General features: G+C 72.7%; 14 protein-coding genes. 6 read left to right on the plus strand and 8 right to left on the minus strand.

What is annotated here, in order from left to right:
- Position 1: 1 nt before the first annotated feature.
- The 3 genes from J421_RS23990 to J421_RS34110 form a co-directional block, all read right to left on the minus strand.
- On the minus strand, positions 2-760 hold the full coding sequence (locus J421_RS23990) for an amino acid ABC transporter ATP-binding protein (protein WP_104023232.1): 759 nt from the start codon (positions 758-760) through the stop codon (positions 2-4).
- 210 nt (positions 761-970) lie between these two features.
- The gene (locus J421_RS23995; RefSeq protein WP_236646357.1) at positions 971-1,627 is read right to left on the minus strand and encodes an amino acid ABC transporter permease; all 657 of its coding nucleotides are present in this window, start codon (positions 1,625-1,627) and stop codon (positions 971-973) included.
- On the minus strand, positions 1,558-2,484 hold the full coding sequence (locus J421_RS34110; RefSeq protein ID WP_104023371.1) for a substrate-binding periplasmic protein: 927 nt from the start codon (positions 2,482-2,484) through the stop codon (positions 1,558-1,560). Before J421_RS34110 ends, J421_RS23995 begins: the two co-directional genes overlap by 70 nt.
- 46 nt (positions 2,485-2,530) lie before the next feature.
- Here J421_RS34110 and J421_RS24005 point away from each other — a divergent pair, with 46 nt between their 5' ends.
- A complete protein-coding gene (locus J421_RS24005; RefSeq protein ID WP_025413658.1) occupies positions 2,531-4,195 on the plus strand; it encodes an ABC1 kinase family protein in 1,665 nt (554 codons plus the stop codon).
- A 174-nt stretch (positions 4,196-4,369) separates the two neighbouring features.
- On the opposite strand, the gene J421_RS24010 is transcribed toward J421_RS24005, so the two are convergent.
- The 4 genes from J421_RS24010 to J421_RS24025 all read right to left on the minus strand — a co-directional run bounded on the left by J421_RS24010 (position 4,370) and on the right by J421_RS24025 (position 7,572).
- Positions 4,370-5,851: a potassium/proton antiporter gene (locus J421_RS24010; protein WP_025413659.1), complete on the minus strand. Its 1,482-nt coding sequence runs from the start codon at positions 5,849-5,851 to the stop codon at positions 4,370-4,372.
- Positions 5,852-5,891: 40 nt separating this feature from the next.
- Positions 5,892-6,161 (minus strand): hypothetical protein, encoded by a 270-nt coding sequence (locus tag J421_RS24015; RefSeq protein ID WP_148306512.1) that lies wholly within the window; start codon positions 6,159-6,161, stop codon positions 5,892-5,894.
- Between the two features lie 61 nt (positions 6,162-6,222).
- Positions 6,223-6,585 carry a hypothetical protein gene (locus tag J421_RS24020; protein ID WP_025413661.1) on the minus strand — a complete coding sequence of 121 codons (363 nt, stop codon included), beginning with the start codon at positions 6,583-6,585 and terminating at the stop codon, positions 6,223-6,225.
- Between the two features lie 222 nt (positions 6,586-6,807).
- Complete coding sequence (locus tag J421_RS24025) at positions 6,808-7,572, minus strand: 5'-methylthioadenosine/adenosylhomocysteine nucleosidase (protein WP_025413662.1); 765 nt, start codon at positions 7,570-7,572, stop codon at positions 6,808-6,810.
- 368 nt (positions 7,573-7,940) lie between these two features.
- Between J421_RS24025 and J421_RS24030 the strand changes: the two genes are divergently transcribed.
- From J421_RS24030 to J421_RS24050, 5 genes are all read left to right on the plus strand, one after another.
- Positions 7,941-9,743: an ABC transporter ATP-binding protein gene (locus tag J421_RS24030; protein WP_025413663.1), complete on the plus strand. Its 1,803-nt coding sequence runs from the start codon at positions 7,941-7,943 to the stop codon at positions 9,741-9,743.
- 181 nt (positions 9,744-9,924) lie between these two features.
- Positions 9,925-11,724 (plus strand): ABC transporter ATP-binding protein, encoded by a 1,800-nt coding sequence (locus J421_RS24035; protein ID WP_236646359.1) that lies wholly within the window; start codon positions 9,925-9,927, stop codon positions 11,722-11,724.
- 25 nt (positions 11,725-11,749) lie between these two features.
- A complete protein-coding gene (locus J421_RS24040) occupies positions 11,750-11,935 on the plus strand; it encodes a hypothetical protein (RefSeq protein ID WP_025413665.1) in 186 nt (61 codons plus the stop codon).
- Positions 11,932-15,366 carry a WD40/YVTN/BNR-like repeat-containing protein gene (locus J421_RS24045; RefSeq protein ID WP_025413666.1) on the plus strand — a complete coding sequence of 1,145 codons (3,435 nt, stop codon included), beginning with the start codon at positions 11,932-11,934 and terminating at the stop codon, positions 15,364-15,366. The genes J421_RS24040 and J421_RS24045 overlap by 4 nt, the downstream gene beginning before the upstream one ends.
- 1 nt (position 15,367) lies before the next feature.
- On the plus strand, positions 15,368-15,949 hold the full coding sequence (locus J421_RS24050; protein WP_025413667.1) for a TMEM165/GDT1 family protein: 582 nt from the start codon (positions 15,368-15,370) through the stop codon (positions 15,947-15,949).
- Here J421_RS24050 and J421_RS24055 read toward each other — a convergent pair whose 3' ends face one another.
- Positions 15,950-17,314 (minus strand): Gfo/Idh/MocA family protein, encoded by a 1,365-nt coding sequence (locus tag J421_RS24055; protein ID WP_025413668.1) that lies wholly within the window; start codon positions 17,312-17,314, stop codon positions 15,950-15,952.
- Between the last annotated feature and the right edge of the window lie 260 nt (positions 17,315-17,574).

Raw genomic sequence — 17,574 nt, forward strand, 5'->3', positions numbered from 1 at the left:
GTCACGCGTCACGCGTCGTGCTCTCGCCGTGCAGCAGCGCGCGCGTCGCCGCGTGCTGCGGGTTGCCCAACACCTCGCGCGCCGGTCCTTCCTCGACGACGACGCCGTTCGCGAGCACGATGGTCTCGTCGGCGAAGCCGCGCGCGAAGTCCACGTCGTGCGTGGAGATGAGCAGCCCGCGCCCGTTCGACGCCACCTCGCGCAGCGTCTCGCCTAACGCGGAGCGGCGCGCCGGGTCGAGCGCGGAGGTCGGCTCGTCCATGAGCAGGACGTTGGGGCCCGGCGCGAGCGCGCGGGCGATCGCGACGCGCTGCGCCTGGCCGCCGGAGAGCTCGCGCGGATACGCGTCGGCGCGCTGGTCCACGCCGAGCTCCGCGAGCAGCTCGTGCGCGACCCGTTCCGCCTTCTCGCGGGTCCAGCCGAGGACGTGGATCGGCGCCAGCGTCACGTTGTCGAGCGCCGTGAGGTGCTCGAACAACGCGTGCGCCTGGAACACGAAGCCGACCGTGCGCCGCAGCGGCTTGAGCTTCGACTCCGGCGGCAGCGGTCCCGGTTGCAGCGCGACGTCGCCGACCGTGATCGCGCCGGAGCTGAACGGCTGCAGCGCCGCCACCGCGCGCAGCACCGTCGACTTGCCCGCGCCGGAGAGCCCCATGAGCACGGAGATCTGCCCCGGGTTCACGTCGAGGCTCACGCCGCGCAGCACGTGCTGCGTGCCGCGCATGAGGTGCAGGTCCTTGATGACCAACGATCCGCTCATCGATTCATTCGCTCGGTCGTCGCACGCGGAGGCGCGGAGAACGCGGAGAACGCGGAGAACTACTTCTGGGGATCCAGAGGCGATTCGGAAGGGATCTCGAGATCTTCATGGTGTCGCCTTCGGATCCCCAGTGGTCGTTGCACAGAAGGCGTTTCTCCGCGTTCTCCGCGCCTCCGCGCCTCCGCGCCTCCGCGTGAGACACGAAAGGCATCATGCCAGGCTCAATCGCCGCTCGAGTCGGCGGGCGAAGCGCGACAGCGGCAGCGACAGCGCGAGATACGCGAGCGCGCACAGGATCCCGGGCACGACCCAGCTCCCGACGTTCGTCGCGTAGATCGCGGTCTGCTTCGTGAGCTCCACGACGGTGATCACCGAGACGAGCGACGAGTCCTTCAGTAGCGCGACGAAGTCGTTCGTCATCGGCGCGAGGGCGAGGCGGAGCGCCTGCGGGCCGCGCACGAGCCAGAGGCTCTGCCGCTCGGAGAGCCCCAGCGTGCGCGCGGCCTCGAGCTGCGCGCGCGGGATCGCCTCGAGCGCCGCGCGGTAGATCTCGGACTCGTACGCCGCGTAGTTCAGGCCGAGGCCGAGCAGCGCGGCGAGGAACGCGGGCAGCCGCACGACGTCGGACAGGCCGTAGTAGATCACGAACAGCTGCAGCAGCACGGGCGTGCCGCGCATCACCTCCACGTACACGCCGAGCAGCGCGCGCGACCACGCCGGCCCGTAGACGCGCCCCGCGGCGACCGCGCAGCCGATCGTGACGGCGAGCACCATCGACAGCAGCGACAGCGCGAGCGTCACGCCCGCCGCGCGCAGCAGCGCCGGCACGTACGTGAGCGCGGCGTTCGCCTGCGCGGCTCGCGGCACGGTGTCGGGGTGCGGCGCGGCGATCTCCGATGCCCCCGCCTGCGGCGCCGCAGCGAGCACGCGCCGGAAGTGCGCGGTCTGCGAGTCGTCCCACACGCCCCACGCGCGGAACGTGCGCTCGAGCGAGCCGTCGGCCATGCGCGCGCGCGCAGGATCGCGTTCATCGAGTCGCGCAGCGCGACGTTCGCGCGCGCGAGCACGCCGACGTAGTGCCCCGTCGCCACGGGCTCCGGCACGATCACGAACTTCCCGCGTCCGACGCGCCGCAGCGAGCGCTCGGCGATGATGTGGTCGAGCAGCACCGCGTCGACGCGGCCGGCGACGAGATCTCCGTACGGGTGCACGTCGTCGTCGTACGAGATCGGCACGAGGCCCGTCTTCGCCTGCGCGTCGAGGAGGATCTGATACGCGCCCGTGCTGCCGAGCGTCGCGACGCGATGGCCGGCGAGGTCGGCGAGCCGGCGATACCGCGCGGAGTCGGCGACGCGCACCGCGAGCACCTCGCGGAACTCGTAGTACGGCAGCGTGAGCGCGTGCTGCGCGGCGAGCTCCGGCCGCTCCTCGACGCCGGACAGCCCGATGTCGAAGTCGCCGCGCTCGGCCGACTGCGGGATCGACGCCCACGCGACCTGCACGAACTGCGGCGTGCGTCCGAGCCCGCGCGCGAGCATCTCCGCGATCTCGACGTCGAAGCCGCGCACGCGCGACGGGTTCGCGGGGTCGGCCTCGACGAACGGCGTACCGCCCTCCGCGTCGCCGCCCCAGCGGAGCACGCGTTGGGCGCCGGCGCTCGGCGCGCCGAGCATGGCGCCCAGCACGGCGAGCAGTGACACGATGAGCCGCCACGGTCTCGTCATGGGGCAGCAAGGTACACCGTCGACGCCATGCGCGCATTATTCGCCCATGCCCGCCGCGCACCGCCGCTCCCGCTTCCTCCGCATCTGGGCCACGACGGCTCGCGTGATCGCGAGCTACCTGTGGCTCCGCGTTCGCCGTCCGCTCATGCGCCGCGCGCGCTACGCGGCCGCGGTGGAGCGCACGCACCGCGCGAGCGCGCGCCGCATCCACCGCGCGATCCTCGACGCGGGAGGGCTGTTCATCAAGGTCGGGCAGTTGATCAGCATCCTCACGAACGTCCTCCCGCCGGAGTTCCGCGGGGAGCTCGAGGGGCTGCAGGACCGGCTCCCACCGCGCCCGTTCGACGAGATCGCGGCGCGCATCCGCGCGGAGCTCGGGCAGGACCCGTCGGCACTGTTCCGCGAGCTCGACACCGTGCCGGTGGCGACGGCGTCGCTCGCGCAGGTGCACATCGCGGTGCTCCCGGACGGTCGCAGGGTCGCCGTGAAGGCGCAGCACGCCGACATCGAGCGCGTGGCGCGCGAGGACCTGGACACGATCCGCCGGCTGCTCGCGGTGGTGCAGTTCTTCACCGGCGTGCGCGGCATCGAGTCGTACCACCCGGAGATCAGCCAGATGATCGCCGAGGAGCTCGACTTCGCGAAGGAGGCGGCGAACATCGAGCGCATCGCGGCGAGCTTCGCCGGCGACGCGACGGTCCGGCTGCCGCGCGTGGTGCCCGAGCGCTCGTCGCGCCGCGTGCTGACGACGGAGTTCATGGATGGGACGAAGATCACCGACTTCGACGGACTCGCCGCGCGTGGGCTCGACCGGCGCGAGCTCGCGGCGCGCGTGGTCTCGGCGTACTGCCGCATGATCTTCGTCGACGGGTTCTATCACGCGGACCCGCACCCGGGGAACATCCTCGTCGCTCACGATGGCGCGATCGTGTTCGTGGACTTCGGCGCGGTGGGCGTGCTGGCGCCGCACATGAAGGCGGGCATCCCGGCGTTCCTCGAGGCGATGATCCGCCGCGACGCGGACAAGATCGTCGACGCGATCCGCTCGATGGGTTTCGTGGCGCGCGACGCGTCGAGCGCGGACGTGGCGCGTCGCGTGATCGACTACGCCCAGCGCCGCTTCCTGGACGAGATCTCGGCCGGCGACTGGAAGCTCGCCGACCTGCAGATGGACATGCGCTCGAAGCTCGAGACGATGGCCGATCTGCGGAAGCTCGACGTCTCGTTCCGGCAGCTCACGGCGACGTTCCAGGTGCCGAAGGACTGGGTGCTGCTGGAGCGCACGCTACTCCTGTTGATCGGGCTCTGCACGGAGCTGGATCCGTCGTGGAACCCGATGACCGTGATCCGCCCCTACCTGGAGGACGTCGTGCTCGGCGAGGACCGCGACTGGAGCGAGGTGCTGCGCGCGTCGGTGATGCAGGTCGCGCGTCGGGCGATCACGATCCCGGAGAACCTGCAGCAGGTGCTGGAGCGCGCGCAGCGCGGCGAGCTGTCCATCCGCGTGCCGGAGCTGGAGGCGTCGGCGCGCTTGGTATACGCCGGCGCGCATCAACTGATCTACTGCGTGCTCGCGACGGCGTCGGGTGTGCTGGCGTACCAGGCGTACGACCGCGGGCACGAGACGTTCGCGCGGATCCTCGGCGGCGCTTCGGCGATCCTGCTGCTCGCGCTGCTCCTCTCCATGCGGCGCGCGTCGCGACTGCGGTGACGTGTGAGCCACGCACGACTCCACGTACGTGTTTCCGGAGGACTGAAGGAGGACTGAAGAGAGACTGAAGAAGGACCAAACACAAAAAGTGTTGTTGGTCCTTCTTCAGTCTCTCTTCAGTCCTCCTTCAGTCGTACAAGAACTCGTACGTGGAGTCGTGAACGGCGCGCCCGGTCAGCCCTGCTCGGTTCTCCCGAACAGCAGATGCAGCAGCGGCTTGTCCTCCTCGGACGTGACGACGTACGCGTGGTCCCCCGGCTGCAGCACCGTGTCGCCGTTAGGCGCGACGAGCTCGCGGCCGCGCACGATGAGCACCACCGAGGCGCCGCCCGGGAACGGCAGCTCGCGCAGCGTGGAGCCGCACGGGGCGAGCGTCTCGTCGATGTGGAACGACACCAGCTCCCCGACGAGCGGCTGCATGCTCTCGATCTCGAGCACCGCGGGCGGCGGCGGCGGCTCGGTCGACTCCAGGCCGAGCCGGCGCGTCACCCAGGGCACCGTGGCGCCGGGCAGCAGCGCGTTCACGACGACGACGAAGAACACGACGTCGAACACCCGCCGGGCGCCCGGTGCGCCGCTCAGCACGGGGTACGTCGCGAGGATGATCGGCACCGCGCCGCGCAGCCCGACCCATCCCACGTACGCGACGTCGCGCCGCGTGTACGCGCGAAACGGCAGCAGGCAGAGCGCCGTCACGAGCGGCCGCGCGATGAACGCGAGGAACAGCGCGAGGGCGAGCCCGGTGCCCGCGACCGCGAGCACCCGCGACGGGAACACGAGCAGCCCGAGCACGAGGAACATCGTGATCTGGCTCAGCCACCCGAGCGCGTCGTGCACGCGCAGGAGACTGAGGCGGTACGGCAGGCGCCCGTCTCCGAGGATCGCGGCGGCGACGTACACCGCGAGGAAGCCGCTGCCGTGCAGCAGCGTCGGCACGCTGAACGCGAGGAACGCGACGCCTAACGTGAGCGCCGGATAGAGTCCGCCCGCCGGGAGCCGCACGCGCGAGATCAGCAGCCGCGCGCCCCATCCGATCCCCGCGCCGAACGCGAGCCCGACGGCGATCTCCCACAGCACGTCGAGCGCGAGCCGCCAGCCGAGCGGCGTCGCCGGCGACAGGAGGTGGCGCGTGGTGGCGATCGTGAGGATGACCGCCATCGGGTCGTTGATCCCCGACTCCACCTCCAACGTGACGCCGACGCGCCGCTTGAGCTGGATCCCGCTCCCGCGCAGCACCGAGAACACCGCCGCCGCATCCGTCGACGAGACGATGGCGCCGAGGAGCATGGCGTGCGGCCACGCGAAGCCGAGCGAGTGCGCGGCCCACGCCACGAGGCCCGCCGTGCCCACGACGCCTAACGTCGCGAGCACCCCCGACGGCGCGATCGCGTCGCGCAGCGTGCCGAGCGGCGTGTTCAGCCCACCGTCGAACAGGATCAGCACGAGCGCGATCGTGCCGAGTCGGAACGCGAACGCGTAGTCGTCGAACGGGATGCCGCCGAGCCCCTGCGAGCCGGCGAGCATCCCGACGCCGAGGAACGCGAGCGCGAGCGGCACCGCGATCCGCTGCGACGCCCGGCTGAAGATCGCCGCGATGGCGAGCAGCGCGCCGAACGTCGCCAGGAGCGCCGCGGTGCCGAACGGCTCGGTGGTCATCGCGCGCCCGACAGCGCATCCCCGATGCCGCGGCCGCCGCTCAACGCGACGGCCGGCGCGGCTGGAAGGGGCCCTGCCGCAGCAGCAGCACCAGCGCGGCGACCATCAGCGCGCCGCTGACCACCATGAACGCGAGGTGGAACCGCTGCGGCGTGAAGAAGGCCACGAGCATCGGGACGTACGCCGCGAGCACGAGCGCGAGCCACGGCTCGCTGCGGTACCAGCGCCAGGCGGCGGGCGTGGCAGGGCGGCGCTCGGCGCGCGCGGGAGCGGCCGCCGGCGTCGCCGGCGGGGTCATCGTCGAGGTCATGCGAGTCTCCAGGGGTTGATCGGACGCGCCCCGGGCGGAAGGCCCGGCGCGAGACTGGGAATCAGCCCTGGAGAGGGGGAGCGGTCGGGTAGTACGGGCGGACGCCGCCCGACGCGGCCACGGCGTACGAGCGGCCGCACCCGGCCGGCGGGGCGCGCGCGGCGCGGTGCGCGAGATCGGGCTCACTCGCCGCGAGGCACGACCGGGATGGTGCGGGCGGCGCCGGCTGCGCGACGCGCGCCACCATCACGCGCGCCGCCACCCGCTCGGCTCGCAGCGCCTCGCTTGGCGCCTGGGTCTCCTGCGCCATCACGACGACAGCCGCCGCCGAGCGCGGCGCCACCGCGCCCCACGCCGGTCCGGCGATGGGGGCGGGCGCGAGCGCGTGCAGCAGCGCGAGCCAGAGGGCGGCGAGGAGGGTCACGGTCGCAAAGTAAACGGGCCCGGTGCTCTGGTGTTGAACCGCAGAGGGCCGCAGAGGGGCGCAGAGGACTGCCTGTTTGTATTGAACCACAGAGGACACGGAGGAGAGCCACTTCTTGTTTGGCTTCCTCCGTGTCCTCTGTGTCCTCTGTGGTTAAGAAAGCCGTTGCCGTTCTCTGCGGCCCTCTGCGGCCCTCTGCGGCCCTCTGCGGCCCTCTGCGGTTCAAAACGAAGCGCCGCCGCCGAGCATCCGCCGCAGGATCTCGTGCGAGTACGTGCTCGCCACCGCCTCGAGGAACGTCGTGAAGTCGACCGCGGCGTGGTCGCCGGCCGCGTCGGAGATCGTGCGCACGACGGCGAACGGGACCCCGTGCTCGACGCACACCTGCGCCACGGCGGCGCCCTCCATCTCCACGCATGTGGTCTCCGGGAGGTCGCGCCGCAGCTCGGCGCGCGCGGCGTCCGAGGCGAAGAAGCGGTCGCCGCTCGCCACGAGCCCCTCCACGACGCGCGGCGCCGACACGCCGACGGCCCGCAGCGCGGTGGCGACCGGCGTGTCCGGCGCGTTCGCCACCTCGGAGAGAAACGTGGCCGCCGCGTCGTGTACGGCCGCGCGCAGCGTCGGGTCGGCCTCGAGGTAGGTGCGGCCGAGCAGCGGGATCTCGTGGCGGGCGAACAGCGGGCGCGCGTCGAGATCGTGCTGCACGAGCCGCGTCGCGACGACGACGTCGCCCACGCGGAGCGTCGGATCCACGCCGCCCGCGACGCCGGTGAACAGCAGCAGCTCCGCTCCCAGCTCGCTCACGAGCGTCGTCGCCGTCATCGCGGAGGCGACCTTGCCCCAGTGCGAGAAGACGACGACCACGTCGTGCCCCCACAGCGTGCCGCGATGATACCGCCGGTTGCCGCGCGTGACGGTGCGCACGTCGCGCAGCGCGTCGACGAGGTGGCGGACTTCGTCGGGCATGGCGCCCATGATGGCGAGCATGAAGGATGGGTGAGGCGGGACGGCTGACGGCGGGACGGCTGACGGCGGGACGCCCGACGGCGCGACGCCCAACGGCGGGACGATGAACGGCGGGATGATGAACGGCGGGACGATGAACGGCGGGACGTCGAACGGCGGGCGCGGTCCCTAGGTACCAGGGGGGCTCCCCCCCCTTCGCCCAAGGTGCTATGTGCCAAACGCGATTCGGTACCAATCCGACGCCGACCGGATCCCTCCGAACGCACTACCAACCCCGCCGTCAGGCGTCCGCCGTGGGACGTCCCGCCGTTAGCCGTCCCGCCGTCAGCCGTCCCGCCGTCGATCGTCCCGCAGTACGACGTCCCGCCGTTCCTCATAGAATATCCCCCGTGCTCCATCGTCTGCGCGAGCGCAACGAGTGGAAGTTCTTCGCCGCCCTCCCACACGCGGCCCCCGGCCTCACCGTCGCCTGGTGGGCCGGCCTCCTGCTGCGCGGCCTCCTCCCCGCCGCGTTCACCGTCGCGATCGGCGTCGTCACCGGGGCGGTGCAGCGCGGCGACCGACTCGCGCTCCCCCTCGCGCTCGCGGGCACGGTCTTCGTCCTCATGCAGGTCCTCACGCCGATCCACCAGGCGGTGAGCGCGACGCTCGGTGACCGCACCGCGGCGTGGCTCTACGATCGGCTCACCGAGGCCTGCGTCCGGCCGCCGGGGATCGGGCACCTCGAGGACGCGCGGCTCGCCGGCGACCTCACGCTCGCGCGCGACTTCGATACGGGCATGACCGGGCCGCCGCTCAACATCTCCGTCGACTTCATCGCGCGCGGACTCGTCGACCTGATCGGCGGCGTCGCGTGCGCGGCGGTGCTCGCGGCGTTCGCGTGGTGGGCGCCGGTCGTCCTGGCCGGCGCGTGGCTCGCCACGCACTGGCTGCTGCGCGAGAGCGCCGTCTGGAAGGACCGCAACACGGAGCCCGTGCGCGCCGCCGAGCGCGATGCGGAGTACGCGTACCGGCTCGCCGTGCAGCCCGCGCCGGCGAAGGAGCTGCGGCTGTTCGGGCTCGCCGATTGGGTCATCGACCGCTTCGTCGCGCGTCGCACCACGCTGCACGCGCTGCAGTACGAGGCGACGCGATTGCGCGAGCGGCCGCTCGCCTGGAGCCTGGCGCTCGTGTTAGGCGCGAACGTCGTCGTGTTCTGGGCCATCGCGCACGCGGCCAGCGACGGCGCGCTCACGCTCGGCCGCGCGGTGGCGTTCGCGTCGAGTGCGGTCGGCGTGTCGATGATCGCGTTCGGCGGATTGAACTGGGCGCTCGACGGCGCCGCCGCGCCCGTCGCCGCCGTCCTGCGCCTCGGGCCCGCGATGGAGCGGGGCGGCGCGCTGCGCGCCGGTACGCGCTCGGCCGCGGCGATGCCGGCGCGCGAGATCCGCTTTCGCGACGTCACGTTCGCGTACGACGATGACGCCCCGCCGGTGCTCGACCGGTTCGACCTCACGATCCCCGCCGGCACGTCGCTCGCCGTCGTCGGGCAGAACGGCGCCGGCAAGACGACGCTCGCGAAGCTGCTGTGCCGGCTGTACGACCCGCAGTCGGGCACGATCGAGATCGACGGCGTCGATCTGCGTGACCTCGAGGTCGCGGCGTGGCGCGCGCGGGTGACCGCGGTGTTCCAGGACTTCACGCGCTTCGAGCTGCCGCTGCGCGAGAACGTCGCTCCCGCCGGCGCTCCGGACGACGCCGTGCGCGGCGCGCTCGCCGCCGCCGGCGCCGACGGGCTCGCGTCGCTCGACACCGTGCTCGCGCGCGGCTACGAGGGGGGCACCGATCTCTCCGGCGGCCAGTGGCAGCGCGTGGCGCTCGCCCGCGCGCTGTGTGCCGTGCAGCTGGGCGCCGGCGTCGTGCTGCTCGACGAGCCGACCGCGCAGCTCGACGTGCGCGGCGAGTCGGAGATCTTCGACCGCGTGCTCGCGGCGACGCGCCACTGCACGACGATCCTCGTCTCGCACCGCTTCTCGACCGTGCGCCACGCCGACCGCATCTGCGTCGTGGAGGGCGGGCGCGTCGTGGAGCTCGGCACGCACGACGAGCTGATGTCGCGCGGCGGGCGATATCGCACCATGTTCGAGCTGCAGGCGCAGCGCTTCGCCGCGGACGCCGACGAGGAAGGAGTCGCGTACGACGTGCTCGCTTGACGTGGCGTGCACGGCTCCACGTACGAGTGTGTGTGGGACTGAAGGAGGACTGAAGGAGGACTGAAGAACGACCAAACACAACGTCGTTGTTGTCGTCCTTCTTCAGTCGCTCTTCAGTCCTCCTTCAGTCCGACAGAAACACGTACGTGAGCCCTGAGACGCCCCTCGAGACTCGACCTCCGTGAAACCGACCGGCGACCCAGATCCGCTGCCCCCCGCGCTGTCGTCCATCTGGCGACTGTGCAAGCTCGGCTACCGCCACGAGCCGCGGATGATGCTCGCCGCGTTCGTGCTGTCGCAGCTCGCCGCGCTCCCCGACGCGCTGCTCGCGCTGTGGCTCGCCCTCTTGGGCAGGGGTGTGCTCGGCCACCGCCCGCGCCTCGTGCTCGCCGCCGCGATCGGGCTCGGCGCCACGGCGACCGCGACGTGGTTCCTGCGCACGGTGAGCACGCGCGTGCAGCGGCGCTTCCGGGACCGCGTGACGATCGCGCTCGAGTCGCACGTCGCGCGGCTGCAGGCGTCGGTGGCGACGATCGCGCACCACGAGCGGCCGGAGTACCTCGACCGGCTCGCGATGCTGCGCGACCAGGTGTTCGTGCTCGACCACATGTACATGTCGGTGTTCGAGACGTGCGGCTGGATCCTGCGCCTCGGCGTCACGGTCGCGCTGCTCGTGTCGATCCACCCCGCGCTCGCGCTGCTCGCGGTCGCCGCGCTGCCCACGGTCGTCACCGCGACGTGGCGTCCGGGCGTCGAGCGCGTGGCGCAGGAGCGCGCCGCGGCGCACGACCGGCTCGCGCGCCACCTCTTCACCGTCGCGACGACGGCGGCGTCGGGAAAGGAGGTGCGCGTGGCCGGCATCGGCGCGCAGCTGGTCGCGAGGCGGCGCGAGACGTGGGGCCGCGGGCATGCGCCGGTCGCGGCGGTGCGGTGGGCGTCGGCGGCGTGGCACGCGCTCGCGTGGGCGGTGTTCGGCCTCGCGTACGTCGGCGCGATCGCGTTCGTGGCGTTAGGCATGCGCGCGCCGGCGGCGAGCGTGCTGCTCGTGCTCGCGGCGGGCTCGCGGCTGTCGATGTACGTGGGCGCGACGGTGGGGGAGCTGGGCTTCCTGCGCGGCTTCTGGGTGTACGGTGCGCGGCGCCTCGCATGGCTCGAGGACTACGCGGCCGCGGCGCACCAGGCGGCGGACCTCCCGGCGCCCGATGCGCTCCGCGACGGCATCCGGCTGGAGCGCGTGTCGTTCGCGTACCCGGGCACCACGCGCCTCGTGCTCGACGACGTGTCGCTCGCACTGCCGGCCGGCGCGGTGGTCGCGATCGTCGGCGAGAACGGCGCCGGCAAGTCCACGCTCGTGAAGCTGCTCGCGAAGCTGTACGAGCCCACGTCGGGCGCCATCTACCTGGACGACGTGCCGCTCGCACGCGTGCGGCCCGACGCGTGGCGCACGCGGCTCACCGGCGCGTTCCAGGACTTCTTCCGCTTCGAGCTCCGCGCGCGGCACGCCGTGGGGCTCGGCGACGTTAGGCACCTCGACGACGCGGAGCCGGTGGGACGCGCGGTGGCGCGCGCGGGCGCGGACGACGTCGTGGCGCGGCTGCCCGCGGGCCTCGACACGCAGCTCGGCGCGGGATGGCCGGAGGGCGTCGACGTGTCGTTCGGGCAGTGGCAGAAGCTCGCGCTCGCGCGCGGGTTCATGCGCGACCGCCCGCTGCTGCTCGTGCTCGACGAGCCGACCGCCGCGCTCGACGCCGAGACCGAGCACGCGCTGTTCGAGCGGTACGTCGCGGCGAGCCGCGGCGCGAACGACGAGGGGCGCGTCACCGTGCTCGTGTCGCATCGCTTCTCCACCGTGCGCATGGCCGATCTCATCGTCGTGATGGACGGCGCGCGCGTGGTGGAGGTGGGCTCGCACGACGCGCTCGTGCGCCGCGGCGGACCGTACGCGGAGCTGTACGGGATCCAGGCAGCGGCGTATCGGTAGCGACTCCAACCCGGAGGATCGACGCATGAAGACGCCGAAGAAGCGCGACGGGCCCGATCTCCCACCCAAGCCGCCGGGAGGCGGCGCCGCCGCGCGGCTGCGCCAGCAACGACTCGAGCGAGGCCTCGACCCGGACGCTCCGGACGACGACGCCGCGGAGCCGCTTCCGGACGAGAAGACGACGGACGAGGAGCGAGGTACCGACCCGTGAAAGCTCCGGTCTCGACACCCCCTACCGGGCGCGTCGCGCCCCGCGGCTCGGCGCGTCCCCGCGGCAAGGTCCCCGGCGGCAAGGCGCTCGCGCGGCTCAACATGATGCTCGCCATGCGCGGCATCGCGCCCGAGCCGAAGCCCCCCGAGCCGCCCGCGCTCCCCGATGTGCCGACCCCCGAGCCGGCCCCCGGCGCCGTGCCCGAGCCGGCGTCCGCCGCGGCGGCGATCGTCGCCGGCTATCACGCGGTGCGGCATCAGCTCGCCGCCGCCGCGGCCGCGCCGTTAGGCGCCCCGCCGTTGGGCGCGAGCCGCAGCTGGCAGCCGCTCGGGCCGTACTTCATGCCGCACGGCCAGAGCTACGGCACCGGCATCGGCAGCCGTCCGCCGGTTGCCGGACGCGTCTCGGCCATCGCCGTCGATCCGCGCGACGACCTGCACGTGCTGTGCGGCTCGGCGGGCGGCGGCGTGTGGGAGACGCGCGACGGCGGTCTCACGTGGACGCCGCGCACCGACGATCAGCCGTCGCTCGCCATCGGCGCGCTCGCGTTCGATCCGTCGGATCCGCGCCGCGTGTACTGCGGCACCGGCGAGGGGAACAGCGCCGAGTCGCCGAACCGCAACGTGCGCGCGGCCGGGCTGCTCGTGTCCGACGACGCCGGCGCGACGTGGGCCGTGCTCCCCGGCGCGACGTTCGTCGGCATCAGCTTCTACGACCTCGTCGTCGATCCGACGAACGGCGACCACCTGCTCGCGGCGACGACGAGCGGCCTGTGGGAGTCGACCGACCGCGGCGCGACGTGGGCGCGGCGCCGCGCGGGGCTCGTCTGGAGCCTGTCGATGCATCCGCCCGTACCGACGAACCCCGCGGCGTCGCGCGAGGTGCTCGCCGGGTGTGCCGACGGCGTGTGGCGCTCCGTCGATGGCGGCCGCACGTGGGCCGCGGTCGCGATGCCCGGCACGCCGGCGGGCTTCCAGGCGAACCGCATCGCGGTCGACCACGCGCCGGGCAACGGCAGCGTCGCGTACGCGTACGCCGCCGGACCGCCTAACGTCGTCGACACCCTCGCGACCGAGGAGTCGGGCCAGACGGTGCGCATGCCCAAGCCGTACCTCTGGCGGCGCGAGACGTTCGGCGGCGCGTTCGCGAGCGTTAGGCCGCCCCCGGACATCCAGACGGCGCAGGCGTGGTACGACTGGTTCCTCGCCGTCGCGCCGAACAACCCCGACGCGGTGTACCTCGGCGCGATCAACGCGCACCGCGGCGAGCGGCAGGACGACGGCGCGTGGGTGTGGACGAACATCTCGGCGAAGCGGCCGACCGGCGACAGCATCCACCCCGACCAGCACGCGATCGCGTTCGGGCCTACCGACCCGAACGTCGTCTACATCGGCAGCGACGGTGGGTTGTTCCGCTCCCCCGACGCCGGGCAGCAATGGAAGTCGCTGAACAAGGGGATGTGCATCACCGAGATCGAGTTCCTCGCGCAGCACCCCGAGTACGACGCGTGGCTGCTCGCCGGCACGCAGGACAACGGCACCATCCGCTACGAAGGGCAGCAGGTGTGGTACCACGTCGCCGACGGCGACGGCGGCGACTGCGCCGTGGACGCCGACGAGCCGTACGTCTGCTATCACTCGTACTACGGCCCGTACGTCGAGCGCTCCGACGGCGGCGGCGCGTGGAACGACTGGAAGGCGGCGACGCCGAAGGCGCTGAACGACGAGGACGCGCTGTTCTATCCGCCGCTCGACGTGAACGGCAAGCTCGTCGTACGCGGCGCGACACAGGTGTGGGTCTCGCGCGACGGCGGCGCGCACTGGCGCGCGGTGCCCATCGGCGCGGAGGGGTTCCCGAGCGCGGTGACCGCGGCGACGGCGGACCGCATCTACGTCGGCACCGACGGCGGCGAGGCGTTCCGGCTCGATCGCGCGGGCGCGTCGTGGCACGTCGCCGCGCTCACCACGCCCGCGCAGGGCTACATGACGGAGATCCTCGTCGACCCCGTCACGCCGACGGTGCTGTGGTGCGCCGTGAACAGCGGCGGCCGCGGCACCGTGTATCGCTCCGCCGACGGTGGCGCGACGTGGACCGCGGTGCGCGCCGGCCTGCCCGACGTCGCGGTGAACGCGCTCGAGATCGACCCCACGGCGCCGGACACGCTGTTCGCGGCCACCGACGTCGGCGTGTCGCGCACCGACGACGGCGGCGCCACGTGGACGTCGTTCGGCCGCGGGCTGCCCAACGTGCTCGTGAAGGACGTGCTGCTGCACCCGCGCACGCGGCTGCTCCGCGCCGGCACGCAGGCGCGCGGCGTGTGGGAGATCCCGGTCGACGCGACGCCGACGCCCGACGTGCAGGTGTACGTGCGCGACCACGCCGCCGACACCGGGCGCGTACTCCCTTCGGTCGTCGACGTGCCGAACCCGTTCGCGAAGGGGACGAACCTGTTCTGGTGGCAGTCGCCGGACGTGAAGATCGACGCCTCGCCGTTCCGCACGTCGCGGCTCGACGACCTGCAGTTCGACGTCTACTCCGACGACCGGAGCAAGGTCGACGAGCAGGGCGTGCAGTTCGCCGCCGGGCTGCTCGACGAGCGGCCGGCGCGCGGGCAGTCGGTGCGCGTGTACGTGCAGGTGCACAACCGCGGCCGGCTCGCCGCGCAGCAGGTGGCGGTGCGCGTGTTCTTCGTCGGCGGCAGCGCGACGCTCCCCGGGCTGCCGAACGGATTCTGGACGGCGTTCCCGAGCAACGTCGTGCCGGCGGCCGCGCCGTGGCAGCCGGTCGCGCCGCACCGCGTGATCGACCGCATCGAGTCGGGGCGCAGCGCCGTCGTCGGCTTCGACTGGTCGGTGCCGATGACGATCGGCAGCGCCGTCGCGCTGCTCGCGATCGTCTCCGCGGGGAACGATCCGATCACCGCCGGCTCGCTCGACGTCGGGGACCTCGTGCGCAACTCGCGGCAGTGCGCGCTGCGCAACCTCGCCGTCATCAACCCGCCGGCGGTCGTCGGCCCGAAGTCGCACGCGCTCGTGCTCGACCTGTGGCCGAGCGGCGCAGCGTCGCTCACGCTCGACGCGGCGGCGCGCGCGCTCGTGCGCGGCGTGGTGATGAGCAAGGCACTCGGTGCCGCGGCGAAGAAGGCGGGATGGAAGTCGCTCGCGACGACGAAGCTCGACGCCGCGCATCTCACGCAGGCCACCGACGCGCGGCCGGCGCTGAAGCAGCAGCTCGATCTGCGGCGCGCGTACGTGCCGACGGCGAAGGCGTTCACGCTCGATCTCGCGGCACTGGCGATGCCGGGGCCCGAGCCGGTGATCGTGCTGCTGAAGCGCGGGGCACGCCGGGGCGCGGGGTCGCTCGTCGCGCGGATGCCGGGCGGCGCGCCGTCCGGCGGCCTCACGATCGTGAACCTCGCCGGGGAGAGCTGACGTGCGCGACGCGCTCGCCTGGGTCGGCGCCGCGTACGCGACGGTGCTCGCCGCCGAGCTGCTCGGCGACCGCTCGCTGTTCGCGGTCGGCGCGCTCGCGGCACGCTACGGCAGCGCGCGCGTGCTCGCCGGCGTCGTGCCGGCGTTCATGGGGAAGGCGCTCGCCGCGGTGCTGTTAGGCAGGCTGCTCGCCGGGCTGCCGTCGTGGGTCGTCGCGTCGGCGAGCGCGTCGACGTTCGGCGTCGCCGCGATCGTGCTGTGGCGCGAGCGCGACGAGGCGCCGGCGGCGGGCGACGTGGCGCGCGCGGCGGGGTGGCCTGCCGTGCTCACCGCGTTCTCGTCGGTGTTCTTCACCGAGTGGGCCGACCCCGGGCAGCTCGCCGCGGCGGCGACGGCGCTCGAGTCGCACGCCCCGCTCGGCGTGTGGCTCGGCGCCACGCTCGCGCTCAGCACGAAGGGCCTGCTCGCCGTGACGCTCGGGCGACAGGTCGGCCGCCGCGTGCCGCGCCGGGTGCTGCGGCGCGCGGCGGTCGCGCTGTGTCTCGGGATGGGGATGCTGGCGCTGCTGGTGCCTAACTCTTGACTAACTCTTGATCGTCCGCGCGCCCTCGTCCCACCGCACCGAGTCCTGCCGGAAGTAGGACTCGTTCGCCAGGTGGCAGGCGAGCGCCGCGTTGTGCCCGAACAGCGCGTCCTCCACCACCGGCTTCCGCGTGCGCACCGCGTCGAAGAAGTTCGCGAGGTGGCCCTTCGTCGCGTCGAAGTTCCCGCCGCGAATGACGACCGCCTCCGACATCGACTCGCGCGCGAGGCGCTCGTCGTTCTCGGCGTGCCACTGCTTCACGTACGCGTCGCGCATCGCCTTCGGGAAGCTGCCCGAGTAGTAGCTCGGCGAGCGGTCGTCGCCCCACTGCGGCGTGAGCGCGATGGTGTTGCCGGTCATCTCGAGGATGCCCTTCGATCCCTGGAAGCGGTACGTCTCCGGCATCTCCGTGCCGAGGTTGAGCCGCATGTAGACCGGGAGCCCCGCGTAGTCGTACACGGCGGCGTGCACATCGGGCATGTTGCGTCCGTCCTTCCACCGGCGGATGCCGCCGACCGACGCGACGCGCGTGGGCGGCCGGTTCATGTCGAGCATGAACAGCAGGCCGCTGACGAGGTGCACGAGCAGGTCGCCCGCGACGCCGGTGCCGTACTCCTTCCACGCGCGCCACCGCGCGAACGTGATCGGGTCGAACGGCTTCTTCGGCGCGGTGCCGAGCCACGTGTCCCAGTCGAGGTTCGCGGGGGAGAGATCGAGCGGCGGCGGATACTGCCACGCGCCGGTCGGGTCGTTGCGCCCGTTCCATCCCTCGACCAGCGTCAGCTCGCCGATCATCCCCTGCGCGATCAACTCGCGCGCCTTCGCGCAGATGGGCGAGCTGACGCGCTGCGATCCGATCTGCACGATGCGCCCCGTCCTGCGCGCGGCGTCGAGCATGGCCACGCCGTCCGCCGGGGTGTGCGACATCGGCTTCTCGCAGTACACGTCCTTGCCCGCGTTCAGCGCGTCGATGACGAGCTGCTTGTGCCAGTGGTCGGGGACCGCGGCGATGATGGCGTCGATGTTCTTGTCGTCGAGCAGCTCCTGATAGCGGCGCGTGACGCGCAGGCTCGGGTTGTTCGTGATCTCGCGCGCGAGCACGTGCCGCCCGTCGTACAGGTCCGCCGCCGCGACGCACTCCACGCCGGGAACGGTGATGGCGGTGGCGAGCAGCCCCGATCCCTGCATGCCGACGCCGACGATGCCGAAGCGCACGCGATCGCTCGGCTGGCTCGAGACCGGGGGCTGCGCGGGAGCGTCGAGCACGAGCTCGCGCGCGGGACGGATGCGGCGGCCGGCGAGCGACGCGCCGGCGAACGCGCCGAGGCCGAGGAACTCTCGGCGGGAGAACTGGTTGTTGTCCACGATGTCTCCTGGGCGGTGGGCCCACGGGGGGCCACTGGGCGGGGCGTGGGATCAGAATGCAGGCGGCGCTCCCGATGCGCCATGGTCTCGCCGGGCGGACTCCACGTACGTGTTCGTGTGGGACTGAAGGAGGACTGAAGGAGGACTGAAGCAGGAGAACACCAACAAAGGTGTTGGTCCTGCTTCAGTCCTCCTTCAGTCCTTCTTCAGTCCTGCAGAAACTCATACGTGGAGCCCTGGCGCTCCGCGCCACGCCGCGC

Origin of the sequence: Gemmatirosa kalamazoonensis (assembly GCF_000522985.1) — a bacterium.
GTDB lineage: Bacteria > Gemmatimonadota > Gemmatimonadetes > Gemmatimonadales > Gemmatimonadaceae > Gemmatirosa > Gemmatirosa kalamazoonensis.